The 25,263-nt window shown below is 69.4% G+C and carries 17 protein-coding genes and 1 other RNA gene; 9 read left to right on the top strand and 9 right to left on the bottom strand.

Annotated elements, in window-relative coordinates; translation table 11 throughout:
* The first annotated feature begins 35 nt into the window (after positions 1-35).
* Positions 36-4,910: an NAD-glutamate dehydrogenase gene (locus tag ACTWPV_RS37685; protein ID WP_443155448.1), complete on the top strand. Its 4,875-nt coding sequence runs from the start codon at positions 36-38 to the stop codon at positions 4,908-4,910.
* 211 nt (positions 4,911-5,121) lie between these two features.
* On the opposite strand, the gene ACTWPV_RS37680 is transcribed toward ACTWPV_RS37685, so the two are convergent.
* A complete protein-coding gene (locus ACTWPV_RS37680) occupies positions 5,122-6,144 on the bottom strand; it encodes a hypothetical protein (RefSeq protein WP_347643306.1) in 1,023 nt (340 codons plus the stop codon).
* 121 nt (positions 6,145-6,265) lie between these two features.
* Between ACTWPV_RS37680 and prfB the strand changes: the two genes are divergently transcribed.
* From prfB to ACTWPV_RS37645, 7 genes are all read left to right on the top strand, one after another.
* Positions 6,266-7,381, top strand: a complete 1,116-nt coding sequence (gene prfB, locus ACTWPV_RS37675; protein WP_443155447.1) for a peptide chain release factor 2 — start codon at positions 6,266-6,268, stop codon at positions 7,379-7,381.
* A gap of 379 nt (positions 7,382-7,760) precedes the next feature.
* The gene (gene ftsE / locus ACTWPV_RS37670) at positions 7,761-8,450 is read left to right on the top strand and encodes a cell division ATP-binding protein FtsE (protein WP_132333661.1); all 690 of its coding nucleotides are present in this window, start codon (positions 7,761-7,763) and stop codon (positions 8,448-8,450) included.
* A 20-nt stretch (positions 8,451-8,470) separates the two neighbouring features.
* Positions 8,471-9,379, top strand: a complete 909-nt coding sequence (gene ftsX / locus ACTWPV_RS37665) for a permease-like cell division protein FtsX (RefSeq protein WP_347643308.1) — start codon at positions 8,471-8,473, stop codon at positions 9,377-9,379.
* A gap of 53 nt (positions 9,380-9,432) precedes the next feature.
* Complete coding sequence (gene smpB, locus ACTWPV_RS37660; RefSeq protein WP_132593604.1) at positions 9,433-9,900, top strand: SsrA-binding protein SmpB; 468 nt, start codon at positions 9,433-9,435, stop codon at positions 9,898-9,900.
* A gap of 85 nt (positions 9,901-9,985) precedes the next feature.
* Positions 9,986-11,839, top strand: coding sequence for a penicillin-binding transpeptidase domain-containing protein (locus ACTWPV_RS37655; RefSeq protein WP_443155446.1), 1,854 nt, complete (start codon positions 9,986-9,988; stop codon positions 11,837-11,839).
* Positions 11,840-12,201: 362 nt separating this feature from the next.
* Positions 12,202-12,585, top strand: a transfer-messenger RNA (tmRNA) gene (ssrA, locus tag ACTWPV_RS37650).
* A gap of 152 nt (positions 12,586-12,737) precedes the next feature.
* Positions 12,738-16,058 (top strand): BTAD domain-containing putative transcriptional regulator, encoded by a 3,321-nt coding sequence (locus tag ACTWPV_RS37645; protein ID WP_443155445.1) that lies wholly within the window; start codon positions 12,738-12,740, stop codon positions 16,056-16,058.
* Here ACTWPV_RS37645 and ACTWPV_RS37640 read toward each other — a convergent pair.
* From ACTWPV_RS37640 to ACTWPV_RS37605, 8 genes are all read right to left on the bottom strand, one after another.
* Entirely contained in the window at positions 15,991-17,361 is a 1,371-nt protein-coding gene (locus ACTWPV_RS37640; RefSeq protein ID WP_443155458.1) for an MFS transporter, read from the bottom strand. The genes ACTWPV_RS37645 and ACTWPV_RS37640 overlap by 68 nt on opposite strands.
* Positions 17,362-17,592: 231 nt before the next feature.
* Positions 17,593-18,195, bottom strand: coding sequence for an NADPH-dependent FMN reductase (locus ACTWPV_RS37635; protein ID WP_443155444.1), 603 nt, complete (start codon positions 18,193-18,195; stop codon positions 17,593-17,595).
* 116 nt (positions 18,196-18,311) lie between these two features.
* Positions 18,312-19,097 (bottom strand): class I SAM-dependent methyltransferase family protein, encoded by a 786-nt coding sequence (locus ACTWPV_RS37630; RefSeq protein WP_443155443.1) that lies wholly within the window; start codon positions 19,095-19,097, stop codon positions 18,312-18,314.
* Entirely contained in the window at positions 19,094-19,654 is a 561-nt protein-coding gene (locus ACTWPV_RS37625; RefSeq protein ID WP_443155442.1) for a lysophospholipid acyltransferase family protein, read from the bottom strand. Before ACTWPV_RS37625 ends, ACTWPV_RS37630 begins: the two co-directional genes overlap by 4 nt.
* On the bottom strand, positions 19,651-20,445 hold the full coding sequence (locus tag ACTWPV_RS37620; protein ID WP_443155441.1) for a phosphatidate cytidylyltransferase: 795 nt from the start codon (positions 20,443-20,445) through the stop codon (positions 19,651-19,653). The genes ACTWPV_RS37625 and ACTWPV_RS37620 overlap by 4 nt, the downstream gene beginning before the upstream one ends.
* Positions 20,442-21,044: a CDP-alcohol phosphatidyltransferase family protein gene (locus ACTWPV_RS37615; protein WP_347643316.1), complete on the bottom strand. Its 603-nt coding sequence runs from the start codon at positions 21,042-21,044 to the stop codon at positions 20,442-20,444. The genes ACTWPV_RS37620 and ACTWPV_RS37615 overlap by 4 nt, the downstream gene beginning before the upstream one ends.
* Positions 21,045-21,303: 259 nt before the next feature.
* On the bottom strand, positions 21,304-21,651 hold the full coding sequence (locus ACTWPV_RS37610; protein ID WP_443155440.1) for a DoxX family protein: 348 nt from the start codon (positions 21,649-21,651) through the stop codon (positions 21,304-21,306).
* 26 nt (positions 21,652-21,677) lie between these two features.
* Positions 21,678-22,139, bottom strand: coding sequence for a carboxymuconolactone decarboxylase family protein (locus ACTWPV_RS37605; RefSeq protein WP_443155439.1), 462 nt, complete (start codon positions 22,137-22,139; stop codon positions 21,678-21,680).
* Positions 22,140-22,244: 105 nt separating this feature from the next.
* Between ACTWPV_RS37605 and ACTWPV_RS37600 the strand changes: the two genes are divergently transcribed.
* A complete protein-coding gene (locus ACTWPV_RS37600; RefSeq protein ID WP_443155438.1) occupies positions 22,245-25,106 on the top strand; it encodes a BTAD domain-containing putative transcriptional regulator in 2,862 nt (953 codons plus the stop codon).
* Positions 25,107-25,263 lie beyond the last annotated feature (157 nt).

Here is a 25,263-nt window from a genome sequence, read left to right as displayed (position 1 = left end):
GCCATGGCGAACCCTCACAAAGGAGTGAGAGCGAAATGCCGCTCGACGAGGCCAAGGATGAGCTGCTCCAGCGAGCCGCCGAGATCTGCGCGACGAGCACGGAGCACATGAGCGCCGATGAGGCGCTGTCCTTCCTCCGGCTCTACTACCGGCACGTCGCGCCGGAAGACCTGCTCGACCGCAACCCCGTTGACGTGTACGGTCCCGCGATGTCCCAGAGGCAGCTGGCCGAGGTCCGCCCGCAGGGCAGGCCGGTGGTCCGGGCCTACACCCCGACGGTCGACGAGAACGGGTGGGATCCCGGGCACTCGGTCGTCGAGGTGGTCACCGACGACATGCCGTTCCTGGTCGACTCGGTGACGATGGAGCTCGACCGGCACGGCCTGGGCGTGCACCTGCTGGTCCACCCGCAGATGCGGGTGCGCCGCGACATGACGGGCCGGATGCTCGGCCCCGACCAGCAGGACGTCACCGGCCAGATGCTGGTCGAGTCGTGGATGCACATCGAGATCGACCGGCAGGCCGACCCGCGCGCGCTCAAGACACTCGAGACCGACCTGCTGCGGGTGCTCGCCGACGTGCGGCACGCGGTCGAGGACTTCAGGAAGATGCGGGCGCTGGCCGTCCAGACCGCGGAAGACCTGGGCATGAACCCACCGCCGCTGGAGCCCGCGGAGGTCGAGGACAGCATCGACCTGCTGCGCTGGCTCGCCGACGGGCACTTCACCTTCCTCGGCTACCGCGAATACCGGCTCGAGCACACCGACGCGGGCGAGACGCTGCGCCCGCTGCCCGGTGCGGCGCTGGGCATCCTGCGTGACGACAAGGTCAGCTCCGACAGCTTCTCCGCGCTGCCCGCCGAGCTGCGGGCCAAGGCCCGCGAGAAGCACCTCATGATCATCACCAAGGCCAACTCCCGGGCCACCGTGCACCGAGCCACCTACCTCGACTACATCGGGGTCAAGGTGTTCTCGCCCGAGGGCGAGGTGATCGGCGAGCGGCGTTTCCTCGGCCTGTTCACGCACGTGGCCTACAACGAGTCGATCTCCCGGATCCCCGTGCTCCGGCGGAAGCTGGCCGACGTCCTCGATCAGGCCGGGCTGGCGCCCGACAGCCACGACGGCAAGGACCTCATCGAGATCCTCGAGACGTTCCCGCGCGACGAGCTGTTCCAGACCTCGATCGACGAGCTCCTTCCGATCGCGCTGGGCGTGCTCCGGCTGCGCGAGCGCAAGCAGGTCAAGTTGTTCCTGCGGCGCGACGACTACGGCCGCTACATCTCCTGCCTGATCTACCTGCCGCGCGACCGCTACACCACCAAGGTCCGGCTGCAGATGCAGGAGGTGCTGCTCAAGGCCCTGGGGGGCACCTCGCTCGACTACAGCGCCATGATCGGCGAGTCGGTGCTGGCCCGCCTGCACGTGGTCGTGCGGGGCGAGCGGGGCAAGCAGCTGCCGCCGCCGAGCGTGGACGTGGAGGAGCTGGAGGCGCGGCTGGCGGCCATCACCCGCTCCTGGGAGGACGACCTGGCCACCGCGCTGGTGGAGCTGACGTCGGAGGAGGAGGCGCCCGGGCTCATCCGCCGGTACGCCTCCGCGTTCCCCGAGGGGTACAAAGCGGACTTCCCGCCCAAGGTCGCCGTGGTCGACCTGCAGCGGCTGGAGCGGCTCGTCGGCGCGGACGACGACGGGCAGGTCGAGCTCAACCTCTACGAGCCGTACGACGCGGCCGAGGGGGAGCGGCGGCTCAAGATCTACAAGGTCGGCTCGCCCATCTCGCTGTCCAAGGTGCTGCCGCTCATCCAGCGGCTCGGCGTCGAGGTGGTCGACGAGCGGCCGTACGAAGTCGACCGCGACAACGACCCCACCACCAAGAACGCCTGGATCTACGACTTCGGGCTGCGCTACACGCCGTCCGACGAGGTCGGCAGGGAGGACTTCAAGCGGCTCTTCCAGGACGGCCTCACCGCCCTGTGGACGGGCCGGGTGCAGGCCGACGACTTCAACTCGCTCATCCTGAGCGCCGGGTTGACCTGGGAGCAGGCCGAGATCCTGCGGGCCTACGCGAAATACCTGCGCCAGGCGGGCAGCACGTTCTCGCAGGCGTACATGGAGCGGGTGCTCCTGGGCAACGTGCGGCTGGCGCGGCTGCTCGTCAGCCTGTTCGAGGCCCGGCACGATCCGCGGCGGCCCGACGACGTGCGAACCGAGCTGGCCGACGCGATCCACGAGGAGATCCTGGGCGCGCTCGACGAGGTGGCCTCGCTGGACGAGGACCGCGTGCTGCGGGCGTACCTGGAGATGATCCAGGCCACGCTGCGTACCAACTATTTCCAGACGGTGAATGGGCGCCGAAAAGAGTACATATCGCTCAAGTTCGACCCGCAGGCCATCAGCGTCCTGCCCCTTCCGCGGCCCAAGTTCGAGATATTCGTGTACTCGCCGAGGGTCGAGGGCGTGCATCTCCGGTTCGGGAAAGTGGCGCGGGGTGGATTGCGGTGGTCTGACCGGATGGAGGACTTCCGTACGGAAATTCTCGGTCTGGTTAAGGCTCAGATGGTGAAAAATACCGTTATTGTGCCGACCGGGTCCAAGGGTGGGTTTGTCGTTAAACGGCCGCCTTTGTCCGGTAAGCGGGAAGACGTGCAGGCCGAAGGCGTGGCCTGCTACCGCATGTTCATCTCCGGCCTGCTCGACGTCACCGACAACCTCGTGGACGGCCAGGTCGTCCCGCCGCCCGACGTGGTCAGGCACGACGGCACCGACACCTACCTCGTCGTGGCCGCCGACAAGGGCACCGCCACGTTCTCCGACATCGCCAACGCCGTGGCCAAGGAGTACGGCTTCTGGCTGGGCGACGCCTTCGCCTCCGGCGGCTCGATCGGCTACGACCACAAGGCCATGGGCATCACCGCCCGCGGCGCGTGGGAGTCGGTCAAGTACCACTTCCGCACCACGGGCGTGGACGTGCAGAGCACCGACTTCACGGTGGCCGGCGTGGGCGACATGTCCGGCGACGTGTTCGGCAACGGCATGCTGCTGTCACAGCACATCCGGCTGGTGGCCGCGTTCGACCACCGGCACATCTTCGTCGACCCCACCCCCGACGCGGCCCGCTCGTTCGGCGAACGGCAGCGCCTGTTCGAGCTGCCACGCAGCTCCTGGGAGGACTACGACGCCACGCTGATCTCGGCGGGAGGCGGCGTCTTCTCGCGCACCGCCAAGTCGATCCCGATCACGCCCCAGATGCGCGAGGCGCTCGGCATCCCCGCCGGCGTCACCTCCATGGCCCCCAACGACCTGATCAGCGCCATCCTGCGGGCCCCCGTCGACCTGCTGTGGAACGGCGGCATCGGCACCTACGTCAAGGCGGGCTCCGAGTCGCACGCCGACGTGGGCGACAGGGCCAACGACGCGCTCAGGATCGACGCCGCCGACCTGCGCTGCAAGGTCGTCGGCGAAGGGGGCAACCTGGGGTTCACCCAGCTGGCCCGCATCGAGTTCGCGCTGAACGGCGGCCTGATCAACACTGACTTCATCGACAACTCGGCCGGCGTCGACACCTCCGACCACGAGGTGAACATCAAGATCCTGCTGGACCAGGTCGTCCGCGACGGCGAGCTGACCGACAAGCAGCGCAACGAGGTCTTCACCTCGATGACCGACGAGGTCGCCCGCCTGGTGCTGCGCGACAACCACGCCCAGAACGTGGTCCTGGCCGCGGCCCGCGCCCAGGCCGTCGAGATGCTCCACATCCACGCCCGCTACCTGCGACGGCTTGAACGCGAGGGGCTGATCAACCGGGAGCTGGAGTTCCTGCCTTCCGACAAGCAGCTCGCCGAACGCCGGCAGGCCAGACTCGGCCTGACCGCCCCCGAGTTCGCCGTGCTGCTCGCCTACACCAAGCTGACCGTCGACGCCGAGGTGCTCGCCTCCGACCTGCCCGACGACCCCTACCTCGCCTCGTGGCTGGTGTCGTACTTCCCGTCGGCGCTGCGTGAGCGGTTCCGCACGTACATGGACGCCCACCCGCTGCGCCGGGAGATCATCACCACCTGCGTGGTCAACGAGCTCGTCAACTCCATGGGCACCACGTTCATGTACCGCTTCGGCGAAGAGACGGGCGCCTCGACGCCCGACATCGTGCGGGCCTACCTCGTGGCGCGCGAGGTGTTCGACCTGCCGAGCTTCTACCGGGACGTGGAGTCGCTGGACAAGCAGGTCGACACGGCCACCCAGATCGCCATGCTGCTGGAGGCCCGCAAGCTGGTCGAGCGCGGCACCCGCTGGCTGCTGGTCAACCGCCGGCCGCCGCTGGACCTGGCCGGGTCGGTCGGCTTGTTCATGAAGCCGGTCAACGGCGTGGTCTCCCACATCCCCAAGCTGCTGACCGGCCCCGACCTGGCCGCGTACGAGGAGCGCCGCGACTCGTTCCTCGCCAGGGGCGTGCCGCTGGAGCTGGCCGAGCGGGTGTCCGCCATGGTGCCCGCGTACTCGATGCTGGACATGGTGGAGATCTCCTCCGTGACCGACCGTCCGGTCAGCGAGGCGGCGGAGGTCTACTTCGACCTGGCCGACCGGCTGCAGCTGGCCCGCATCCGGGAGCGCATCATCGCGCTGCCCAGGGACAACCGGTGGAACTCGATGGCCCGCTCGGCCCTGCGCGACGACCTCTACGCGGCGCACGCCTCCCTGACCCGTGACGTGCTGGCCCACAGCACGCCGGGCCTGCCGCCGGAGGAGCGGCTGGCCAGGTGGACGGAGGCCAACACGGCGGCGGTCTCCCGGGCCCGGCAGACGTTGTCGGAGATCTGGGAGAGCGACACCTTCGACCTGGCCACCCTCTCGGTCGCCCTGCGCGCCATCCGCACCCTGGTGTCCGCCAGCAACCTCCCCCACACGGAGTCCTGACGGAAGGGGCGGGCGCCAGAGGGCGCCCGCCCCACCCCTGCCCCGAGGGCATGCCCGCGCCGGGCCTCACGGGTCAAGAACTCGGAGAAGAAGACGGCCAAGGAGACGCTCGTCACGGCGAGCCGCCCGTGAGCCCTCACGACCGGCCATGACGGGCGGAAAGGGGCTACGGGGCGTGCGGGGCCGTCGGCTGTGCCGTAAGAAGAGAAGATCAGGTTCCGGACGCGCGCGTGAGCGCGCCGTCGTGGGCGATCACGGGGGCGGCTTTGGGGGCGGTGAGGGGAGGGACGACCGTCGCGTACTGGTGTGTTTCGACCAGCCGCAGCGTACGGCGCAGCACCGGCGTGCTGATCGCCCACCTGGCCGACCTGGGCACCGGGATGTAGTCGTCCTCGGCCGTGCGCGTCGTCGTGGTCGTGGTGCGCGACAGCGAATACTGGATGAGCGCCCCGCCGTCCTTGGTGCGCAGCGCGTAGACCGGGTAGTTGTCGGCGCTGAAGATCGAGTCGTAGCTGAAGCCCTCGGTCTTGGCGTCCTCGCGGCGCGAGGCGATCTGCTCGGCCACCTCCGTCGTGTACGGCCCCTCCGCGACGAGCCCGGCGGTGACACCGGCGGTGCCCGTCTCGGCCACGCTCGCGTGCACCGGCCCCATGAACTGCGGGCTGATCGTGATGGTTTTGTCGTCGGAGGCGACCGCGTCGGCGTAGCCGTCGGCGTCGAGTTCGATCTCCGGCAGCTCCTGTCCGGGCACGAGCTCGGCCGCGGAGCTGATGCGCCAGCGGTCGGACCTGGTGAACGTCAGGAGCGTCGGATGCCCGTCGCGGGTCGTCAGCGCGCTGAACCACGGTGACTCCTCGCCCTGCTCGAACCGGGGCACGAACAGGGTCGGCGACCCCCACGTGTAGCGGCGCGGCGCGTAGTCGGTGGACAGGTAGTCGGCCACGGTGATGCGGGTCTGTCCGCCGGCCGTGAGATCGACGGCCAGCCCGAGGCGCCCCTGGAGGTCGCTCTTCACCCGCAGCACGTCGTCGGAGACGGTGACCTCGTCGAAGACCTCGGCCGCTTCCGTCCGCGTGACCTCCGGCTCGTCCGGAGACGGCGAGGGAGAGCTGGACGCGGCGGCGGCGGAGCTGGTGGGGGTCGATCGTGGCTGGGCATCGCTCGTGCAGGCGGTCGCCACGGCAAGCAGGCCTGCGGCGAGCGCCAGCGCTGTCCGCCGACCATGTACACGCACCTGGCCCATGGTATTCGCGCCGGCGGCACGGCGAGGACCCCGACACCGATCAGCGGGCCACCAGCGCCGGACAGGGACGCTTGGGAGGTGAACTCCCCGGAGGAGGCTAGTGTAGGGAGGCGTGGCAGGTATGGATCCGGCAGAAGAGATCAACGAGCTCGCGGGCACGCTCCGCAGCATCCAGGACGTGCTCGACCTCGACGCTATGCGCAAGCAGATCGACGAGCTCGAGCAGCAGGTTGCCGCCCCTGACCTGTGGGACGACCCCGACCTGGCACAGAAGGTGACCAGCAAGCTCTCCCATCTCCAGGGCGAGCTCAACCGCGTCGAGGGCCTGGCGCGGCGGCTCGACGACCTGACGGTCCTCTACGAGCTGGCCGCCGAGGAGAGCGACGACGACACGCGTGCCGAGGCCGACAAGGAGCTCGACACGCTGAGGTCCGACGTCGGCGCCATGGAGGTCCGCACGCTGCTGTCGGGCGAGTACGACGCCCGCGAGGCGCTCGTCACGATCAACTCCCAGGCCGGTGGCGTCGACGCCGCCGACTGGGCCGAGATGCTGCTGCGGATGTATCTGCGCTGGGCCGAGCGCAAGGGTTATGCCACGGAGGTCTACGACACCTCCTACGCGGAGGAGGCCGGCATCAAGTCGGCCACGTTCACGGTCAAGGCCCCCTACGCCTACGGCACGCTGCGCGGCGAGCACGGCACCCACCGCCTCGTGCGCATCAGCCCGTTCGACAACCAGGGGCGCAGGCAGACGTCGTTCGCCGGGGTCGACGTCGTGCCGGTGGTCGAGCAGACCGACCACATCGACATCAACGAGGACGAGATCCGCGTCGACGTCTACCGTTCGAGCGGTCCGGGCGGCCAGGGCGTCAACACGACCGACTCGGCGGTGCGCATCACCCACATCCCGACCGGCATCGTCGTCTCCTGCCAGAACGAACGTTCGCAGCTGCAGAACCGCGCCACCGCCATGAACGTGCTCCAGGCCAAGCTGCTGGAGCGCAAGCGGCAGGAGGAGGCGGAGAAGATGTCGGAGCTGCGCGGCGCGTCCACCACGTCATGGGGCACGCAGATCCGCAACTACGTGCTGCACCCTTACCAGATCGTGAAGGACCTGCGCACCAACACCGAGGCGGGCAACCCGTCGGCGGTGCTCGACGGCGACCTCGACACGTTCATCGAGTCGGAGATCCGCTGGATGCGGCGCCAGGAGTCAGACGCCGAATAGGTGGTTGAGCACGAGGCTCACGAAGAGCAGCACGACGAGGAGCACGAGGACGACGGCGGGTGACAGCCCGGCGAAGCCGTGCTGGTGCATACGTTCTCTGCTGGCGCGGCAGACGGGGCAGCGTCCCTCGATCACGGGGTGGGCGCATTGCGCGCATACGAGGTGTTCACAGCTCATGACAGCCCCAAGTCTAGCCGCACAATCGTTTTGTTTCCGTTATGGACGTTCCATGCCAGTCTTCCCTCTAGACTGTCGTCTGGCCAATCGGAACGTCGATCATCGGTAAAGAAGACGCCCCCGGTCGGCCAGTGGCGGGAAGTGGGCATATGCCACCCTCGCTTCCGTCCTGACCCCTAGACTGGCATGCCGTGATGCTCTCGTGATCCATTTCGATAATGTCATCAAGGTCTACGCGAACCAGAACCGGCCCGCTCTCGACCACGTGTCTGTTGACGTGGACAAGGGCGAGTTCGTGTTCCTCGTCGGTCCTTCGGGATCAGGCAAGTCCACGTTCCTGCGTCTGATCCTGAAGGAGGAGCGGCCGAATGGCGGCGCGATCCACGTCGCCGGGAAAGACCTGTCGCGTCTGTCCAACTTCAAGGTGCCGCACCTGCGCCGCCGCATCGGCTGCGTGTTCCAGGACTTCAGACTGCTCCCGAACAAGAACGTCTACGAGAACGTGGCGTTCGCGCTCGAGGTCATCGGCAAACCCCGGCGGTTCATCCGCAAGGTGGTGCCCGAAGTCATCGAGCTGGTCGGCCTGGAAGGCAAGGCCCACCGCATGCCCGACGAGCTGTCCGGCGGCGAGCAGCAGCGCGTCGCCATGGCCCGAGCGTTCGTCAACCGGCCGATGATCCTGCTGGCCGACGAGCCGACGGGCAACATCGACCCCGCGACGAGCATCGGCATCATGAAGGTGCTCGACCGCATCAACAGGACTGGCACCACGGTCGTCATGGCCACGCACGACGCGGCCATCGTCGACTCCATGCGCAAGCGTGTCGTGGAGCTGGAGGACGGCAAGATCGTCCGTGACCAGTCGCGTGGCGTGTACGGCCAGGCGTACTGACAGGGAGCTGCAGACAGAACATGCGGGCGAATTTCATCTTCTCCGAGGTCTGGATCGGCCTCCGTCGCAACTTGACCATGACGATCGCGGTGATCATCACCGTGGCGGTCGGTATGGCGATGCTGGGCGTCGGCTTGATGATCAACGCCCAAGTCGGCCTGATGAAGGGCTACTGGGACGACAAGGTCGAGGTCTCCGTCTTCCTGTGCGGCAAGGGCACGGCCATGCCGGCGTGTAACGGCAAGGAGGCCACCAGCAAGCAGATCACGGCCCTCGAAGCGCACATCAAGGCCATCCCAGGGGTCAAGGAGGTGTACTTCGAGGACCAGACGGCGGCGTACAAGAACTTCAAGGACTCCTACTCCGCCAACAAGGCTCTCGTCGACGCCGCCAAGGTCGAGGACATGCCGCAGTCGTTCCGCATCAAGCTGGTCGACCCGGACAACTACCAGCCGATCGTCCAGGCGGTGAAGGGCCAGCCGGGCGTGGCCCAGGTCCTCGACCAGAAGGAGCTGATCGGACCGTTCTTCGTCATGCTCGACAGGCTCGCCTTCGTCGCGCTGGCGGTGGCGATCATCCTGGTGCTGGCGGCCGCCCTGCTGATCGGCAACACGGTCCGGCTGTCGGCGTTCAACAGACGCAGGGAGACCGGCATCATGCGGCTGGTCGGCGCGTCCAACCTCTACATCCAGCTCCCCTTCGTCATGGAAGGCGTCATCGCCGGCCTGATCGGCGGCGTGTTCTCGGCGATCATTCTGATCCTGGCGAAGGTCTTCCTGTTCGAGGAGCTCGGCAGTTTCTTCGGCGACGCCACCTCCCAGCTCGGCTGGAACGACGTGGCTCAGACGATCACGATCACCATGCTCATCGGCGTCGTGATCTGTGTGCTGGCCTCGTTCGTGACGCTCCGCCGCTACCTCAGGGTCTAGCCGTGCGCGCGCGGATGGGCCGCCGCCGCTCCGGCCGCCGGTAAAGTCGAAGCATGCCACGTGAGACCGGGCGGAAGGTCATCGCCCAGAACAAACGTGCTCGGCACGACTACCACGTCGACGAGACCTTCGAGGCGGGGCTCGTGCTGCAGGGCACCGAGGTGAAGTCGCTCCGCGAGGGCCGCGCCTCGCTCGCCGACGGCTACGCCAGCATCGACGGCGGCGAAGCGTGGCTGCTCAACGTCCACATCCCCGAATACTCGCAGGGCACGTGGACCAACCACACGGCCCGCCGCAAGCGCAAGCTGCTGCTGCACCGCAAGGAGATCGACAAGCTCGCCGCCAAGACCAAGGAGGGCGGGCTCACGATCGTGCCGCTGGTGCTCTACTTCAAGGACGGCCGGGCCAAGGTCGAGATCGGCCTGGCGCGCGGCAAGAAAGACTGGGACAAGCGGCACGCGCTGGCGGAGCAGCAGGCCAAGCGCGAGATGGCCCGGGCGCTGCGGCACCGCACCCGATGAGAGTGGCGGCACCGCACCTATGACACGCGCCCGCCGCACCCTCACCGCACCGATGGGGAGCGCCAGCCGCACCCTCGGCGCACCGATGAGACGCGCCCGCCGCACCGTCACCGCCACCCTCACGCTGGCGGTCGCGAGCACGATGCTGACCGGCTGCTTCGAGGAGCCGTCACCGCACGACGCGGTGCGCGACTTCCTCGTGGGCTGGCAGTCGGGCGACTACGAGCTGGCGGCCGGCCGCGCCGACGGCGACCTGGCGACGGTGCGCAAGGCGCTGGCCGACGCCAAGCTGGAGCTCGACGCGGCCTCCTTCCGCTTCAAGATCACAGACGTCAGCGTGACGGGCGAGGAGTCCAAGGCCGGCTTCCACGCCGAGGTCGATCTCGGGGAGAACAACCCGCTCTGGGAATACGACGGCGTGCTCCCGCTGCACCTGGTCGACGGCGTGTGGAAGGTGCGCTGGTCGCCTTCCGTGCTGCATCCGCAGCTCAAGGAGGGGCAGCGGTTCGCCGTCGACACCCACCCGACGCCCCGCCAGCCGGTTCTCGACAGGTCGGGAGACTCGCTGCAGACCGACACCGTCCTCTACGTCGCGGGCGTTTATCCCGCCAAGCTGGGCGGCAAGGCGGAGGAGGTCGTGGCCAAGCTGTCCGAGGTCACCGGATATGCCCAGGACCGCCTGCTGAGCCGCATCAGGTCGTCACCGCCTGACAAGTTCGTGCAGCTGGTCACGTTCGGGCGCTCGCGCTACCAGACGATGCAGCCGAAGCTCGACGCCATCGCCGGGATCGAGATCGAACCGCAGGACCAGCCCGTCAACCCCGACGCGCCCCGGCAGATCGTCGGCACCGTCAGCGCGCTCACGCCGGAGAGCGAGCAGAAGCTCGGGGGCCCGCAGCGGGCCGGCGACTCGGTCGGCAAGAGCGGCCTGCAGCAGGCCTACCAGGAATACCTGACGGGCTCCACGCAGACCAAGGTGATCACCCTCGACACCAAGACCGGCGAGCAGGTCGCCCTGCTGAAGGAGTGGCCGGGCCGGCGCAACATCTCGGTGAAGACCACGATCGACCGCGTCGTCCAGGCGGCGGCCGAGCGGGCGGTGGCCCTCACCGGCACCAGCGCGCTGGTGGCGGTCGACCGCAACACCGGCGAGATCCGCGCTGTCGGCACCAAGAACCTGCACCAGGAGAAGCAGGCGCTGGCCGGCAAGTTCCCCGCCGGCACGGCGTTCTCGATCGTGGCCGCGGACGCGCTGCTCAAGGCCGGAGTGAGCCCCAAACAGCGGCTGGCCTGCCCGCAGGAGCGCACCGTCGGGGGCGCGAAGTTCGCGAACTCCGGCGGGAGCGTCGGCCTGACTCAGTCGGCCACGTTCCAGGAACACTTCGCCAAGGGGTGCGTCACCGCGTTGGCCTCGCTCGCCCGCCGGGTTTCGGCCGGCGACCTCGCCAAGAGCGCCAAGGCGTACGGCATCGGGCAGCCGTGGCGGCTGCCGCTCAAGTCGTTCAGCGGCGCCCTGCCCGAACTGGCCGGCGACGCTGACAAGGCCAGGGCCATCGCGGGCCAGAACGTTGAGGTGAGCCCGCTGAGCATGGCGCTCGTGGCCGCGGCCGTCGCCTCGGGCACCTGGCGTCCGCCCGTGCTGGTCACCGACCCCAAGTCGCCCGACCCCGCGGCCGAGATCGTGCCCACCGCCCAGCCCGCGCCGGTGCCCCTCGATCCCAAGGTCCGCGTGGCGCTGACGGCGATGATGCGGGCCGGCGCGGTCGGCACGCCCGCCCAGGCGGGCAGGGGGAAGGTCTACGGCGTGACGATGCCGGCGGCCGACCAGCACACCTGGTTCGTCGGCTGGCAGGGGGACGTGGCGATCGCGGTGCTGGCGAAGAACTACGACGCCGGCGCGGTGGCGGGCAGCTTCTTCGCGGCCCTCCGCAACCCGTGACGGCCGGCCTGGCGACGTCGGTGAGGGCGGCCCGGTGAACCCGTGAAGGCCGGTCGGCGACCGGATGTGAGTTTTTCGTGACGGTGAGCAACCATTCGGGCGGCCGGTTGCGTCTTACTGAGTGACTGGGCTCGCTCGGGGGGTTGCGAACCCAGTCGCCGTGATGAGATCAGGACTTCATCTCGGGGGAAGTCCTGCCGTCCGGACCGGCTCGACCCTGCCGGTCGGCCCCCGGGAGCGCGTGCCACCGTGCCACGCTCCCGGGGGTTTCGCCGTTAGGGAATTAAGTTGGCGCGGAGGGCGTTGTCCCATGTACATTCGTGTCGCGCAGCTCTTTCGAGAGGTGTGTTGACAACTGCACAGGGGGTGACTGGCTTCGACTTTGGCCTTGCAAGCCAGGTGAAGCGGGCCGAGGACGGCGGACATAACCTCGTTAATCCTGTGACCGCAAACAACAAGTGCCAATTCCAAGAGCACTGTGGCGGCCAGGGACTCCCTGGCCCTCGCTGCCTAAGCAGCGAAACCACTGTCAGCCCGGGAGTGCCTTCGGCCCGGTGTCTGGCATCGCTAGAAGGCTCAACCGGTCGACCCGGCCACGGGGGAGATCGGGAAATCCAACAGTGGCTGAGCCCGTCGGCGACTTGCCTGCGTGATCGCCGGGGCTGAGAAAAGCACAGCAGGCTGCGCCCGGAGAAGCCCTGACTTGGGGTTGAAGGACGCGGGTTCGATTCCCGCCACCTCCACTGTGACATCAGGCCGCCTCTTACCTGTGAAACTCCACGGGTGAGGGGCGGTTTTCTGTTGCTGGGCGTGTCATGCCGACCAGGCAGTGACGGCGGCAATCGCGCCAAGGTCATCAACGGGTCTCACAGCGACGGCCCGGCATAGACTCGTGAGCATGCGGATCGAGGTACTGGGTCCGGTTCGGCTCAGCACCGACGAGGGCATCGCGGTGCAGGTGGCTGAACGCCACCTGCGCTTGCTGCTGGCCTCAGTGGTCGCCGCCGACGGCCGACCTGTACCGGCCGATGCCATGATCGATCGCCTGTGGGACGGCGACCTGCCCGCTGATCCGAAGAAGGTCCTGCAAGCCAAGCTCTCCCGACTGCGCGCCACGCTGGACAGAGCGCGTCCTGGTGCCCGCGAACTGCTGACCCACACCCCCGCCGGATATCGACTCGCCGTGGAGCCGGATGCCCTCGATGCCGGCCTGTTCAAGAGCAACGTGGAACGCGCGCGTCGGATGACGTCCTCGCCGCAGAAGGCCGAGTCGCTCGTTGAGACGCTGGCACTGTGGCGCGGCGAGCCTTTCGGTGATGTGACCGAGGAGGTCTGGCTGGCGCCGGCTGTCGCCGAGTTGCACGGTGTCCGTGGCGATGCAGTGGAAGCACTTGTCGAGACACTCCTGGAGCAGGGAGATCCGCAGCAGGCACTCAGCCAGGCGAGCGGCGCCATCGAGGACTACGCCACCCGTGAGGGACTGGTGAGCTCGGTGATGACCGCGCTCTATCAGGTCGGGCGTCAACACGAGGCGTTGGAGATCTTCGAGAGGCTACGCCGTCGCCTGTCCGAGGAACTCGGCGTCGATCCGACCCCTCGAATCCGCGAACTGCACAGCCACATTCTCCGTCAAGACCCGATCCTGACCTCCAGCTCTGCAGCCAGACCCGCACAGCACTCCCTTACCGGACACTCCAACATCCCGGCCGAGACCGGCCCGCTGATCGGCAGGCGCGAAGAGAGCGAGCAGATCAAGGCTCTCCTGGCCAGGTCCCGCCTGGTCACGCTGAACGGGATCGGCGGCGTGGGCAAGACCCGCCTCGCCCTGCACGTCGCCCGCGAACAAGCATCAGATTTCGAGCGCGGCACCTGGTTTGCCGATCTGACCGAGTTGACGGCGACACCAGAGGATCAACTCGGATCGGGCGAGCGCATCGCTTCCCTGATGGCCATGACCATCGGACTGCCCGAGCACGACACCACGACGAACACCCTCGACCGACTCAGCGAGGCGCTGGGACCCAGACCAGTGTTGCTGGTGCTGGACAACTGCGAGCATGTCATCGCCGAGGCGGCCGTCTTCACCACCGATCTCCTCCGCCAAGCCCGAGGCGTGCGGGTGCTGGCCACCAGCCGCGAACCTCTCGGACTGCCCGAAGAACAGCGCTATCACGTCAGTACCCTGACCACCGAACCATCCGAGGGCGACGGACGGAGTGAGGCGGTATCGTTCTTCCTCACTCGGGCCCAGAGCAGCGACCCCGGCTTCCGGCTCGATGACGGCAACGTGGATGCCGTCGAGCAACTGTGCCGGCGTCTCGACGGCCTGCCCTTGGCGCTGGAACTGGCGGCAGCCCGCATCCGGGGGCTCTCGGTGACCGACCTGCTCGAACGGCTCAGCGACCGGCTCAACATCCTGCGCCGTCCCGGACATGCGGCGCCGCGTCGGCAACAGACCCTGCGCGGGATGATCGACTGGAGCTGGTCGCTGCTCGACGACACCGAACGAGCAGTGCTGCGTCGGCTGGCGGTCCACCCTGGCAGCATGGGACTGGAAGCAGCCGAGGCGATCTGCTCCGACGAGCCCGACGATCCCGGCACGACGGCAGTGGAGCGCGCAGAAGTCATCGACGTCCTCATCGGCCTGGTCGACCGCAGCTTGGTCACGACGACATCCACCCCGGCCGGCGTGCGCTACGGCCTCCTGGAATCGATCGCCGCCTATGCGGGTGAGAAGCTCGACTCCTCCGCCGAACGACAGGCCACCGCTCGACGACATATGCGCTACTACGGTGATTTCGCGTGTGAGGCCGACGACGGACTACGCACTCGGCAGCAGCGTCACTGGTTGGCTCGGTTCTCCGCAGAACGTGCCCAGATGCGGCACGCGTTCGACGAGGCCGTACGAACAGGCGACGGCCGCAGCGCCACGGCACTCACGCTTGCCACGTTCTGGCATCAGGTGTGCGTACCCGGTTTTTCGATCAGCCCATGGATCGACGGCTACCACACCCGCTTGGGCCGCGATCTGCAGACGGTGCTCAACCTGCCCGGCGTCGGCGGTGACGACTACGCGGCAGCGGCCACCCTGGCAGCCTGCATGAGCGCCGACACAGAAGAAGGGGCACGACACATCGAGGAAGCGCTGCACGGGTTCGGCGCTGAGACGGTGACCAAGGCCCGCGTGCAATGGTTCGCCGGGGCTTCGCTCCTGTCGGCTGGGCTGCGGGAGGCTGGTGAACGGCACGTCGACCAGGCTCTTGCGAGCCTCGCCGGACACGGCGAGGACTGGGATCTCGCGGTGGCGGCGTGTCGACGTGACTGGTTGATCGTCACCCTGTGGCGTGAAGCCCCCCGCGGGCTTCCGGACGGTCGCGAAGTGTCCGAGGTGCTCCGCGAAGTGGACGACGGCTACGGCAGCATGTATGCGCTGGCGGTCGAGCACCGCTTCGCTGAACTGGTCGGCGACCACCGGCGCTCGGCGGCTGCCGTCACCGCGGCGTTGGCCATGAGCAGAGAGTTGGGCATCGAGTCGGAGACGTCGCTCTGGCTCACCGGGTCAGCGATCGCTGCCCTTCGGGACGGAAACCTGGACGATGCCGTCAAGGATCTGACGGATTCACGGGCGATCTCGGCCGAGATCGGTTTCGCCAACGGCCTCGCCTACGCGGACTTCGCCGAGGCGATGATCGCGCGCCACCGCGGCGACCTGACCGGGGCACGCACACTGCTCGACCGGTGGCGAGGATTCACCCAGGCAGCGAACGCCGAGCTGCTGACCGAGTTCGAGCAGGGTTTTCTGGCTGCCCAGGAACACGACCTGGCCGCAGCGATCGCGGCCTTCGAGACGTTCGTCTCCTTGACTCCGCAGCGCGGTGACACTCGTACGACAGCAAGGATGCTCGAACTGGCGGCGGCCATCCGCATGCTGGCCGCAGATCCCCGAGCGGCCGCCGATTCGTTGGGGGCAGCCGAAGCGATCCGCACCCGGGCAGGCGCTGAGCCGTCGGTGCCCGAGCGCCGGGACATCCGACAGGTCAGCGAACGCATCGCCGAGACGCTGTCCGATCGGGAGTTCTCCGCTGCGATGGCCCGAGGCGGCGCGCACGACCCCGTCGACCACCTGCAAGCGGTCGCGTCTTCCAAGGCGGTCATGCCACGGCACGATGACGGTGGCCGGCAGGCCGGCGGGCCAGGACGAGCACACCGATCGCGCTGAGGGCGATGATGGCCGCACCGACGGCGCTGGCGTGCGCATAGCCGGTCAAGGTGGCGTCCAGCTCACCGGCCCCGGCGAGGTGACGGCGCGTGGTGGCGGCCATGATGGCGGTCAGCAGCGCGGTTCCCAAGGCAGCACCGATCTGCTGGCCGGAGTTGACCAACGCGCTGGCGATGCCGCTGTCGGTGCCGGCTCCACGGGTGGCGGCGTCGGAGCCGGTGACCATCACGATGGTTCCGCCGGCGCCGAGAAGCAGCATGGCGGGCAGGATGCCGGTGACGTAGGTCGAGTCGGTTCCCAGCAGGATGAACGAGGCGATCGCGGCAGCCGAGATGAACAACCCCACGACAAGCATCGCAACGGCCGACACCCGCCCTGAGACAACGGTCAGGAGTTGTGAGGTCGCCATCGCGGACAGGCCGTAGGGCAGGAACGCCAGACCGGTCAACAAGGCGCTGTAGCCGAGCACGCCTTGCAGGAACGTGGTCAGGATGTACATGCCGGCGAATATGCCGATCCCCACGACGAAGACCGACGTGAATGCCGCCAGCCGTAGCCGGTCCGCGAGCAGCCGTGGCGGGATCAGCGGGTGTGCCGAACGGCGCAGCACCAGGCCGAACAGGCCGAGCAGGACGACCGCGCCGGCCAGCGACGTCCAGGTGGCCGGATGAGCCCATCCCAGGGTGCTGGCGCGATCGAAGCCGAACACCAGAAGGCCCAGCGCCACGGTCACGAGCAGCGCACTGGGGAGTCCCAGCTGCGCGCGTCCGGCAGTCGGTGTGGGTGGTGCGGTACGGACCAATCCCAGGGCGACGAGCAGCGCCACGGGTGTGGTGATGAGCATCACCCACCGCCAGGAGAAACCGTCGACCAGGGCACCGGCGAGGGTGAACGAGGCGGCGGTGCCCATCCCCATGACCATCCCGAACAGGGCGAAGGCGCGGGCTCGTTCACGCCCGTGGGTGAACATCACCGAGATCATCGCCAGCGCGGTGGCCGCGACCAGCGCACCGGTCATGCCCTGTAAGGCCCGGGCGGCCAGGAGCATCTCGGCACTCGGGGAAACGCCGCCGAGCAGGGAGGCTGCGGCGAAGCCGACGAGACCGGCGGTCAGGCACCGGCGTAACCCGACAACGTCGGCCAGGCGCCCGCCCAGGAGCATGAATGCGCCGAAACACAGCGAGTACAGCGTCACCACCGCGGCCCGGGAGGCATCGGTCAGGCCGAGTGCCTGCTGGGCCGCGGGCAGGGCGACGTTCATCATGGTCACCGCGGCGAAGACCGCGAGGTTGCCGGTCAGCACGAACCCCAAGGCCCACCACCTGCGTTGCTCGGGGCCGGTGTGTGCTGGAGTGCGCGTGGCATCCGGCGAGGGGGTACCGTCCGGCAACTGGTGCGGTGCCATGCTGCGCCGCTGTTCGGCCTGCATGTGCTTGGCGGAGTGATCGTGAGACGACATGGTCCTCTCCATACGGTGCGGTAACGGCCTCTGAGGGAGATGTCCTTCGGTGATGCGCATCGTGTTGCGCGTCAGTCATGCGCCGACAACCGCGGCTGTGCGGTGCCTGGCCGCTGAGGGCTCGGCGTCCTGGCCGCCGGGGCCGTTGAGGGCTTCGGCCAGCCGTCCGATGATCGTGCGCAGCTGATTCTCGGCGTCGTCATCGATGAGGCCGGTGTTGCCGGCTGCCCGTTCGTGCACCAGGGGCAGGCCCCAACCGGTGGACAGGACGGTGGCTCCCATCTGGGTGAGGATGTGCTCGGTCGCCTCCCGGGCCCAGGCGGCACCGAATTTGCCGGGACTCGCGCTGATCACGGCGACGGGCAGGTCGGTGAAGACGCACGCGCCGTCCGGTCGGGCGGCCCAGTCCAGCAGGTTCTTCAGCTGGCCGGGAATGCTGCCGCTGTACTCCGGCGTGGCGATCAGCACGGCGTCGGAGTGACGAACCTCGGCTCGCAAATCCTCGACCACGCCGACGGGCCGTTGTTCATGGTCCTCGTTGAACGGCGGGATCTCGCTGACGCGGTTGGATCTGTGCACCTGATGCCCGGCGTCGCGGGCGAGGTCTTCGGCGTGGGTGAGCAGTTGAGTGTTGAAGGAGCCGGTGCGCAGGCTTCCAGAGATGGTCAGGAGCTTCATGGTGGTCTCCTTCGCGTCGTTCTTGCTGGGGTCGATACCGATCGTGTGATGTACCCCCTTCGGGATGGTTTCGGAATCCCTTCGGTCTGCTCTGAGGGGTGCCGGGTGGTCTCGAGCTAGCGGCTGCTGGCGACGCCGGCGTTCTGCGCGGTCGTGACCGCGAAGAGGCCCACCTTCTCCATGCGGCTGACGACGTCCTCGAAGCCTGCTTCCCGCGCCCAGCCGTGCGCCTGCTGCACCGACCTGCACTCCATGACCCACAGCGCGCCGTCGCGGTTGGGCAGCACGTTGGCGATGAACTCCAGTTGTGGATGGCGGGTCTGGGTGGTGAAGATCAGGACACCGTCGGGCGCGAGCAGGTCACGCAGGCGGGCCACCGACTTGCTGATCTGCTCCTCGGCCAGGATCAGCTCGTACAGCCCGGAGACCACGACGATGTCGGCAGGGCGGTCGAGCGGTGCGGGTTCGAAGGCGTCGCCCTGCTCGTACACGATGTTGGTCAGGCCGCGCGCCGCCGCCTGCTTCTCGCCGAGCGCCAGCCCGTCGGGCGTCAGGTCGCGGCAGACCACCTGGGTCTCCGGCTGTTCCTTGGCCAGGTCCTGCAGGTAGCGGCCTGGGCCTGAGGCCACGTCGAGGATCAGCGCCCGGCCGGCTCGCGCCGAGACCTCCTCCCTGAGCACGTCGTGCAGCAGGGCCCGTCTGGCTCGGATGGCACGCCATCCGACGGCGTTCAGGTAGCCGCGGTCGATGAGCTTGCCCAGGCCGAGACGCCCGTGGGGTTCGTCGGCGTAGACGTAGTCGAGCATCGTGCCGCTGTCGAACCCGTGACGGTAGCCGATGCGGATGCCCTCGCTCAGTTGCCCGACCGTGCGCAGCAGGAGCCGCATGAGGGTCCACTTCATGAAATATCTCCTTCGATGAGGTTGTGTGCTGTTTCCAGGTCGTGCACCTGCCGGCGGAAGCGGACGAGGACCCGGCCCCGCCGCACCCGCCCGTGTACGGGCAGCACCTCGGAGGTGCCGTGGATGGTGACGGGCTGGAGCGGCACGCCCGCCTTGGCGGCGATGCGCGCGGCCCCGGAGCGGAACTCGCCGATGCGGCCGTCCCGCGAGCGCGTGCCTTCGGGGAAGACGACGACGATGCGTCCCTGTTCCAGGAGCTGTACGGCACGCGCGAGGTCGGCCGAGCCGCCTCCGCCCCGCCGTACGGGAAAGCCGGCGACGAGGGAGCGGCAGACGAGTGACCGCAGCGGGCCCGCGAACCAGTAGTCGGCGGCGGCCGCCACCACGGGCCGCCTGCGCGCGGGCAACGCGGCGAGCAGCGCGGCCGTGTCGGCGTGCGAGGAGTGGTTGGCGACGACCACGCACGGCCCGTCGGGAACCGTCCCTTCCACCCGCAACCCGCCGTTGCAGGTGAAGGCGGTCCGCCACAACCATCTCCGCAGGAGAGCGCCGTTCATGCAAGCACCACCGCCAGGGCCAGGGCGATCAGGAGGGAGTCGACACGATCCAGCAGGCCGCCGAAGCCGGGCAGCCACGCTCCCGCGTCCTTGACGCCCGCGCCGCGCTTGACCATCGACTCCACCAGGTCGCCGAGGGGCGCGCCGACGGCGACGGCGACGGCCAGAGCGGGGGTGAGCGACCCGAGCAGGGCCAGCACGCCGAGCCCGCCCGCCGCGCCGCCCAGCACGCCGCTCCAGGTCTTGCCCGGTGACAGCGGTGACAGCCGCGGGCCGCCCCCGAGCTTGCCGCCGCACCACGCCGCCACGTCGGCGATGGCGACGGCCAGGCAGAGCGCGAACGCCTGGGCGGGGCCGAGCAGTACGAGCCCGGCCAGCGGGGCGAACCACAGCAGCCCGAACATCCCGAAGGCGGCCCTGCGGGATCCGTCCTCCGCGTCGCCGGACAGGACCGGTGCCAGCACCACGGCCAGTAAGCACACGGCCGCCGGCCCGTACACGTCGCCCATCAGGGCGGCGACGGGGAGCAGGGTGGCGTGGGCGAGCAGGATGGCGCGTTCGGGGGCGCGCAGCCGTACCAGGCGGGAGTATTCGAGGACGCAGACGACGCCGAGCACGACCGCGAGCGCGGCGGCGCCCTGAGGGCCGAGCAGGAGGCTGCCTGTCACGAGCGGCGCGGCGACGGCCCAGGTGGTCCAGCGGCGCACCAGCTCCCGCTGCCTCGACCACCACACGGCCAGCCCGCTCACCCCGAGGGCTCCGGCCAGGTAGGGGGCGGTGTCGAGGATCATGACCCGGTCCCCTGAAGGGCGGGGGCGCTACGCAGCTCGCGGTGGACGCGCGCGAGCCGTACGACCGCTGTGATCAGGGAGCCGGCGGCGAGCACCACCAGCCAGGCGGGCCAGCCCGTGAGGGCGAACAACACCAGCAGGACGCAGCGCTCGGTCTTGCCGGCAGGGCCGCCCTGCGGGCGCCGCGCCCCTGCGGCGGCGCCCGCGAGTGCGGCCCACGAGGGGAGGGTGGCGGCCAGCGCGGCCCAGGCCACGAGCGCGGGGTCGGCCAGCGCCAGGCATCCGGCCAGCGCCGCGTACTCGGCGAGCCGGTCACCCAGCTCGTTGGCCACGGCGCCGAACCTGGTGCTCCCGCCGCTGTCGCGAGCGACGCCGCCGTCGAGGTTCGCGCAGGCCAGGCGGCCGGCGAGGGCCGCCGCGACGGCCAGCGCCACCCACGGTCCCGTCTCACCCTGAGCGAGTACGGCTCCCGCCACCGCCCCGAACACGATGCCTGACACGGTGATGGCCGAAGGACGGACGCCGCGGGCGACCAGGAAGGCCCGCACTCCGCTGAGCCGGGCGGCGTACCAGGGTTTGAGGGCGTAGAGACCGTTCATGCCGGCCAATGTCTCGCGCTACGGCAGGCCTATACATGGGGAGTTCAGCGCAATTGTCCCTAGGTAGCGCTACTCACGCGTAGGGCGGCAGCATGACCTTGAACGATTCGGCATCACGCTGATCGTATATGTCCGCGGGCCTGTCGGATCAGGGGAGGGTGGGGGATCGGCTTTCTCGTCTGCCTGTCGACCTGAGCATGCCCAGGACGCCCCTCCGCGCGGCGCGGGCGGAGGGGCGTCTCGCATGCTCAGGTCGTGCTCAGGTCATGAACCCCAGCACCAGGGACGCGGCGACCGGCGACAGGTAGAGCAGCGGGAACGGTATGTGCGCGTACGAGCGGGCGCGGATCACCGTGATGACGGCCCCGGTGAAGTACGCCACCAGGCCGATCCCGGCCAGGACGCCGATGACGGGTACGAACAGCCCGACGAGCAGGCCCGCGGCGCCCGCGGCCTTGGCGGCGCCGAGCCAGGGCCACCACTTGCGGGGCACCCCGTAGTCCGCCAGGGGACCCACCACCCAGGAGGCGCGGATGAAGACGGAGACGGCCGAAAAGCCCACCCAGGCGGCGGTGAGAATGGCGACGATGACGTACGCAGTGAACATCGGATGGTTCTCGTTTCCTGATCTCGTCAGGCCCAGGACGTGCCGGCGGGCTCTTTGACGGTGACGTTGATGCGGTTGAAGAAGTTGGTCATGGAGATCGTCAGGATGATCGCGGACAGCTGCCGCTCGTCGAAGTGGTCGGCGACCTCGTCCCAGAGGTCGTCGGGCACGGCGTCCGCGGACCGGTCGGCGATCCGGGTGACGGACTCCGCGAGGGCCAGCGCGGCGCGTTCGACGTCGCTGTAGAACGGCGCCTCGCGCCAGGCGGCCACGTTGCCCACGCGCTCGTCGGACTCGCCGGACTTCTTGAGGTTCTGGACGTGGGCGTGGACGCAGGCGCCGCAGCCGTTGATCTGGCTGGTGCGCAGGGCGACGATCTCCAGCAGTTCACCGGGCGCGCCGCCCTGGTTGATGCCCTGGTAGACGGCCTGGATCCCCTTCATGGTCTCGGGGAGCACGAACGCCGGGTTCTTCATGCGGGCTTCCATAATCGAAATCTCCTCTCACCTGTGCACTCATCATGGAAAGCCGGGTTGATACATTCGCGATGCGTCCGCTATGGACGGTTATGCGTCGTTGGGGGGGAGGCGAGGGTGGGCGTGCGGTTCGGTGTTCTCGGCCCCGTACACGTCATGGCAGGCGACCGGGAGCTGACCGGCTTGGCGCCACGTCACCGTGCGGTGCTGGCGTACCTGCTGCTGCACGCCCGCACCGTGCTCAGCGCCGATCAGCTGAGCGACGCGGTGTGGGGCGTGACGCCGCCGGACACCGCCCGCGCGCAGATCCAGGCCGCCGTCACCGCCATCCGCCGGGTGCTCCGCGAAGCGGGCGCGGCGCAGCTGCTCGTGACCCGCCCGGGCGGGTACGCCATCGAACCGGAGCAGCTCGATCTGGAGGACTTCGCCCGCCGGATGGCGGCTGCCCAGAAGGAGGCCGATCCGGACAGCGCCGCCCGCCAGGTACGCGACGCGCTCGCGCTGTGGCGGCGGCAGCCGCTGGCGGACGTGCACGCCGACTACGTCGAGAGCGCGCGCAGCCGGCTGGAGCAGCGGCGATTGGCCGCGATCGAGCGCCTGGCCGACCTCGAGCTGTCGCTGGGCCGGCACGAGGACCTGATCGACGAGCTGTCCGCGCACGTGGCGGCGCACCCGCTGCGCGAGCGGCTGTCGGGTCAGCTGATGCTGGCCCTGCATCGCGCGGGACGGCAGGCCGACGCGCTGTCGGTGACCAGGGCGTTCCGCGAGTCGCTGGTGGAAGAGCAAGGGCTGGATCCCGGCCGGGCGTTCGTGGCCATCGAGCAGGCCGTGCTGCGGGGCGATGCGGATCAGCAGCTCCAGCCGCGGGACAATGCCGCGGCACGCGAGCCCCGGCGGGCGAACTTCCTGCCGTACGACATTCCCGACTTCGCTGGCCGGACCGTCGAGCTGGAGAGGATCGCCGGGCTCGGGCCCGGTTCGACGATCTTGACCATCGACGGGATGGCGGGCATCGGGAAGACCGCGCTGGCGATTCACGCCGCGCACGCGCTGGCCGGCCGGTACCCCGACGGGCAGCTCTTCGTCGACCTGCAGGCGCACACGGCGGGGCACGAGCCGATCGAGGCGGGCGCCGCGCTGGAGACGCTGTCGCGCCAGCTCGGGGTGCCGGCCGAACGCATCCCCTCCTCGGTCGCCGCACGGGCCGCGCTGTGGCGGGCCGAGCTCGCCCAGCGCAGGGTCGTGATCGTCCTGGACAACGCCGCCGACACCGACCACGTCAAGCCCCTGCTGCCGGGCGCCTCCGACAGCCTCGTCCTGGTCACCAGCCGCCGCCGGCTGGTCGATCTCGACGGCGCCCGCACGCTGTCCATGGACGTGCTGCCGGCCAAGGACGGCGTGCGGCTGTTCACCTCGATCGTGGGGGAACGGGCGACGGCCGAACCGAGCGCGGTCCTCGACGTGCTGCAGCTGTGCGGGTTCCTGCCGCTGGCCGTGCGGATCGCCGCCGCGCGGCTGCATCATCGCCCTCGCTGGACCGCCGGCTATCTCGCCGGCAGGCTGCGTGACGAGCGCCGCCGGCTGGCCGAGCTGTCCACCCCTGACAGGGGTGTCGCGGCCGCGTTCACGCTGTCGTACCGGCATCTGGATGCCGAGCGGCAGCGCATGTTCCGGATGCTGGGCCTGCATCCCGGGCGCGACGTCGATGTCCACGCCGCCGCCGCGCTGGCCGGCGTCCCCGCCGACCACGCGGAGACGTTGCTGGAGGACCTGCTGGACGCCCATGTCCTGGCGCAGTACGAGCCTGGGAGATACACGTTCCACGACCTGCTCCGCGAACACGCGCGCGCCACCGTCTCCGCCGAGGAGACGGTTGAGGCCCGGCACGACGCCCTGACCCGCCTGCTCGACCACTACCTGCGCACGGCGGCCGCGGCGATCGCCGCTCTCTACCCGTTCGGCGGCCTCCGCAGGCCGTCACTCGCCGCGCCGGGGACCGTGTCGTTCGTGGACGGCGCCGAGGCGAGCGCGTGGCTGGACGGCGAGCGCGCCAACCTCGTCGCCGCCTGCAGCCGGGCGGCCGACGGCGACTGGCCGGTGCACGCGGGCCGGCTGGCGACCGTCGTGCATCCCTACCTCGACGGTCACGCCCACCACGCCGACGCGATCATCGTGCACACGAAGGCGCTGGAGGCCGCCCGCCGCGGGGGCGACACGGCGGGCGAGGCGCTGGCCCGGCTCGATCTGGCCTGGGTGCGCTGGCGGCAGGGCCGTTACGAGGAGTCGTACGAGGTCTGCGGGCCGGCCCTGGACCTGTGCCGCGCGGCCGGCGACCGGCTCGGCGAGTCGCGGGCGCACAACACGCTCGGCAACGTGTGCCTGCGACGGCACGCGTACGAGCGGGCGGACCACCATCTGGAGCAGGCCCTCGCCCTGAGCCGCGAGATCGGCAACCCCGTCGGGGAGGCCTACACGCTGAGCAGTCTCGGCATCAGCCACCAGCGGCAGGGACGCCATCGCGCGGCGCTTGACCACCATCGCCGGGCCCTCGCGCTCCACCGCCGGCTGGGGAACCGGAGCGGTGAGGCCGGCGTGCTCGACCTTCTCGGCCAGGACTACCTGGCGCAGGGGCGGTACGAGCAGGCCCGCGACCAGCACCGGCACGCGCTGGATCTCTATCGCGAGCTGGGCGGCCGGAGTGACGAGGCCGCGCCGCTCAACGGTCTGGGGGAGGCCGGCCGGTGCCTCGGCGACCACGACCAGGCCGTCGCGCGTCACTGCGACGCCCTCGCCGTCGCACGCGAGGTGGGCAACCGGGCCGAGGAGGCGCGCGCCCACGAGGGACTGGCGCGCGCCCACCATGATCGTGGCCGCGTGGACGCGGCGCGGGACCACGCGGAACGGTCCCGGCGCCTCTACGCCGACCTGGGCGTGCCCGAAGCCGCGGCCGTTGAGGAGTTCCTGGCCGAGCTCGCCTGACCCGCCGATCGGCGCCCGCCTGGAACGGAGCCCGGCGGGTCGTTGATCGGCGCTCTTCCCGAACGGAGCCCGGCTGAGCCGTGGATGCGCCGGGACAAGCGAGAACCGGCGTGGGCGGACGAGGACAGCCATACTGCGGACAATTGTCCGAGGTGAC

Origin of the sequence: Nonomuraea sp. KM88 (assembly GCF_052245635.1) — a bacterium.
GTDB lineage: Bacteria > Actinomycetota > Actinomycetes > Streptosporangiales > Streptosporangiaceae > Nonomuraea.
The sequence above is the reverse complement of the archived record's forward strand: the minus strand, read 5'-3'. Positions and strand labels throughout refer to the sequence as shown.

What these genes read in the sequence shown, in the direction of transcription:
- ACTWPV_RS37685 (WP_443155448.1), top strand. Translation starts at nt 36, where the DNA reads ATGCCGCTCGACGAGGCCAAGGATGAGCTGCTCCAGCGAGCCGCCGAG.
- ftsX (WP_347643308.1), top strand. Translation starts at nt 8,471, where the DNA reads ATGCGGGCGAATTTCATCTTCTCCGAGGTCTGGATCGGCCTCCGTCGC.
- smpB (WP_132593604.1), top strand. Translation starts at nt 9,433, where the DNA reads ATGCCACGTGAGACCGGGCGGAAGGTCATCGCCCAGAACAAACGTGCT.
- ACTWPV_RS37655 (WP_443155446.1), top strand. Translation starts at nt 9,986, where the DNA reads ATGAGACGCGCCCGCCGCACCGTCACCGCCACCCTCACGCTGGCGGTC.
- ACTWPV_RS37645 (WP_443155445.1), top strand. Translation starts at nt 12,738, where the DNA reads ATGCGGATCGAGGTACTGGGTCCGGTTCGGCTCAGCACCGACGAGGGC.
- ACTWPV_RS37635 (WP_443155444.1), bottom strand. Translation starts at nt 18,195, where the DNA reads ATGAAGCTCCTGACCATCTCTGGAAGCCTGCGCACCGGCTCCTTCAAC.
- ACTWPV_RS37630 (WP_443155443.1), bottom strand. Translation starts at nt 19,097, where the DNA reads ATGAAGTGGACCCTCATGCGGCTCCTGCTGCGCACGGTCGGGCAACTG.
- ACTWPV_RS37625 (WP_443155442.1), bottom strand. Translation starts at nt 19,654, where the DNA reads ATGAACGGCGCTCTCCTGCGGAGATGGTTGTGGCGGACCGCCTTCACC.
- ACTWPV_RS37620 (WP_443155441.1), bottom strand. Translation starts at nt 20,445, where the DNA reads ATGATCCTCGACACCGCCCCCTACCTGGCCGGAGCCCTCGGGGTGAGC.
- ACTWPV_RS37615 (WP_347643316.1), bottom strand. Translation starts at nt 21,044, where the DNA reads ATGAACGGTCTCTACGCCCTCAAACCCTGGTACGCCGCCCGGCTCAGC.
- ACTWPV_RS37610 (WP_443155440.1), bottom strand. Translation starts at nt 21,651, where the DNA reads ATGTTCACTGCGTACGTCATCGTCGCCATTCTCACCGCCGCCTGGGTG.
- ACTWPV_RS37605 (WP_443155439.1), bottom strand. Translation starts at nt 22,139, where the DNA reads ATGGAAGCCCGCATGAAGAACCCGGCGTTCGTGCTCCCCGAGACCATG.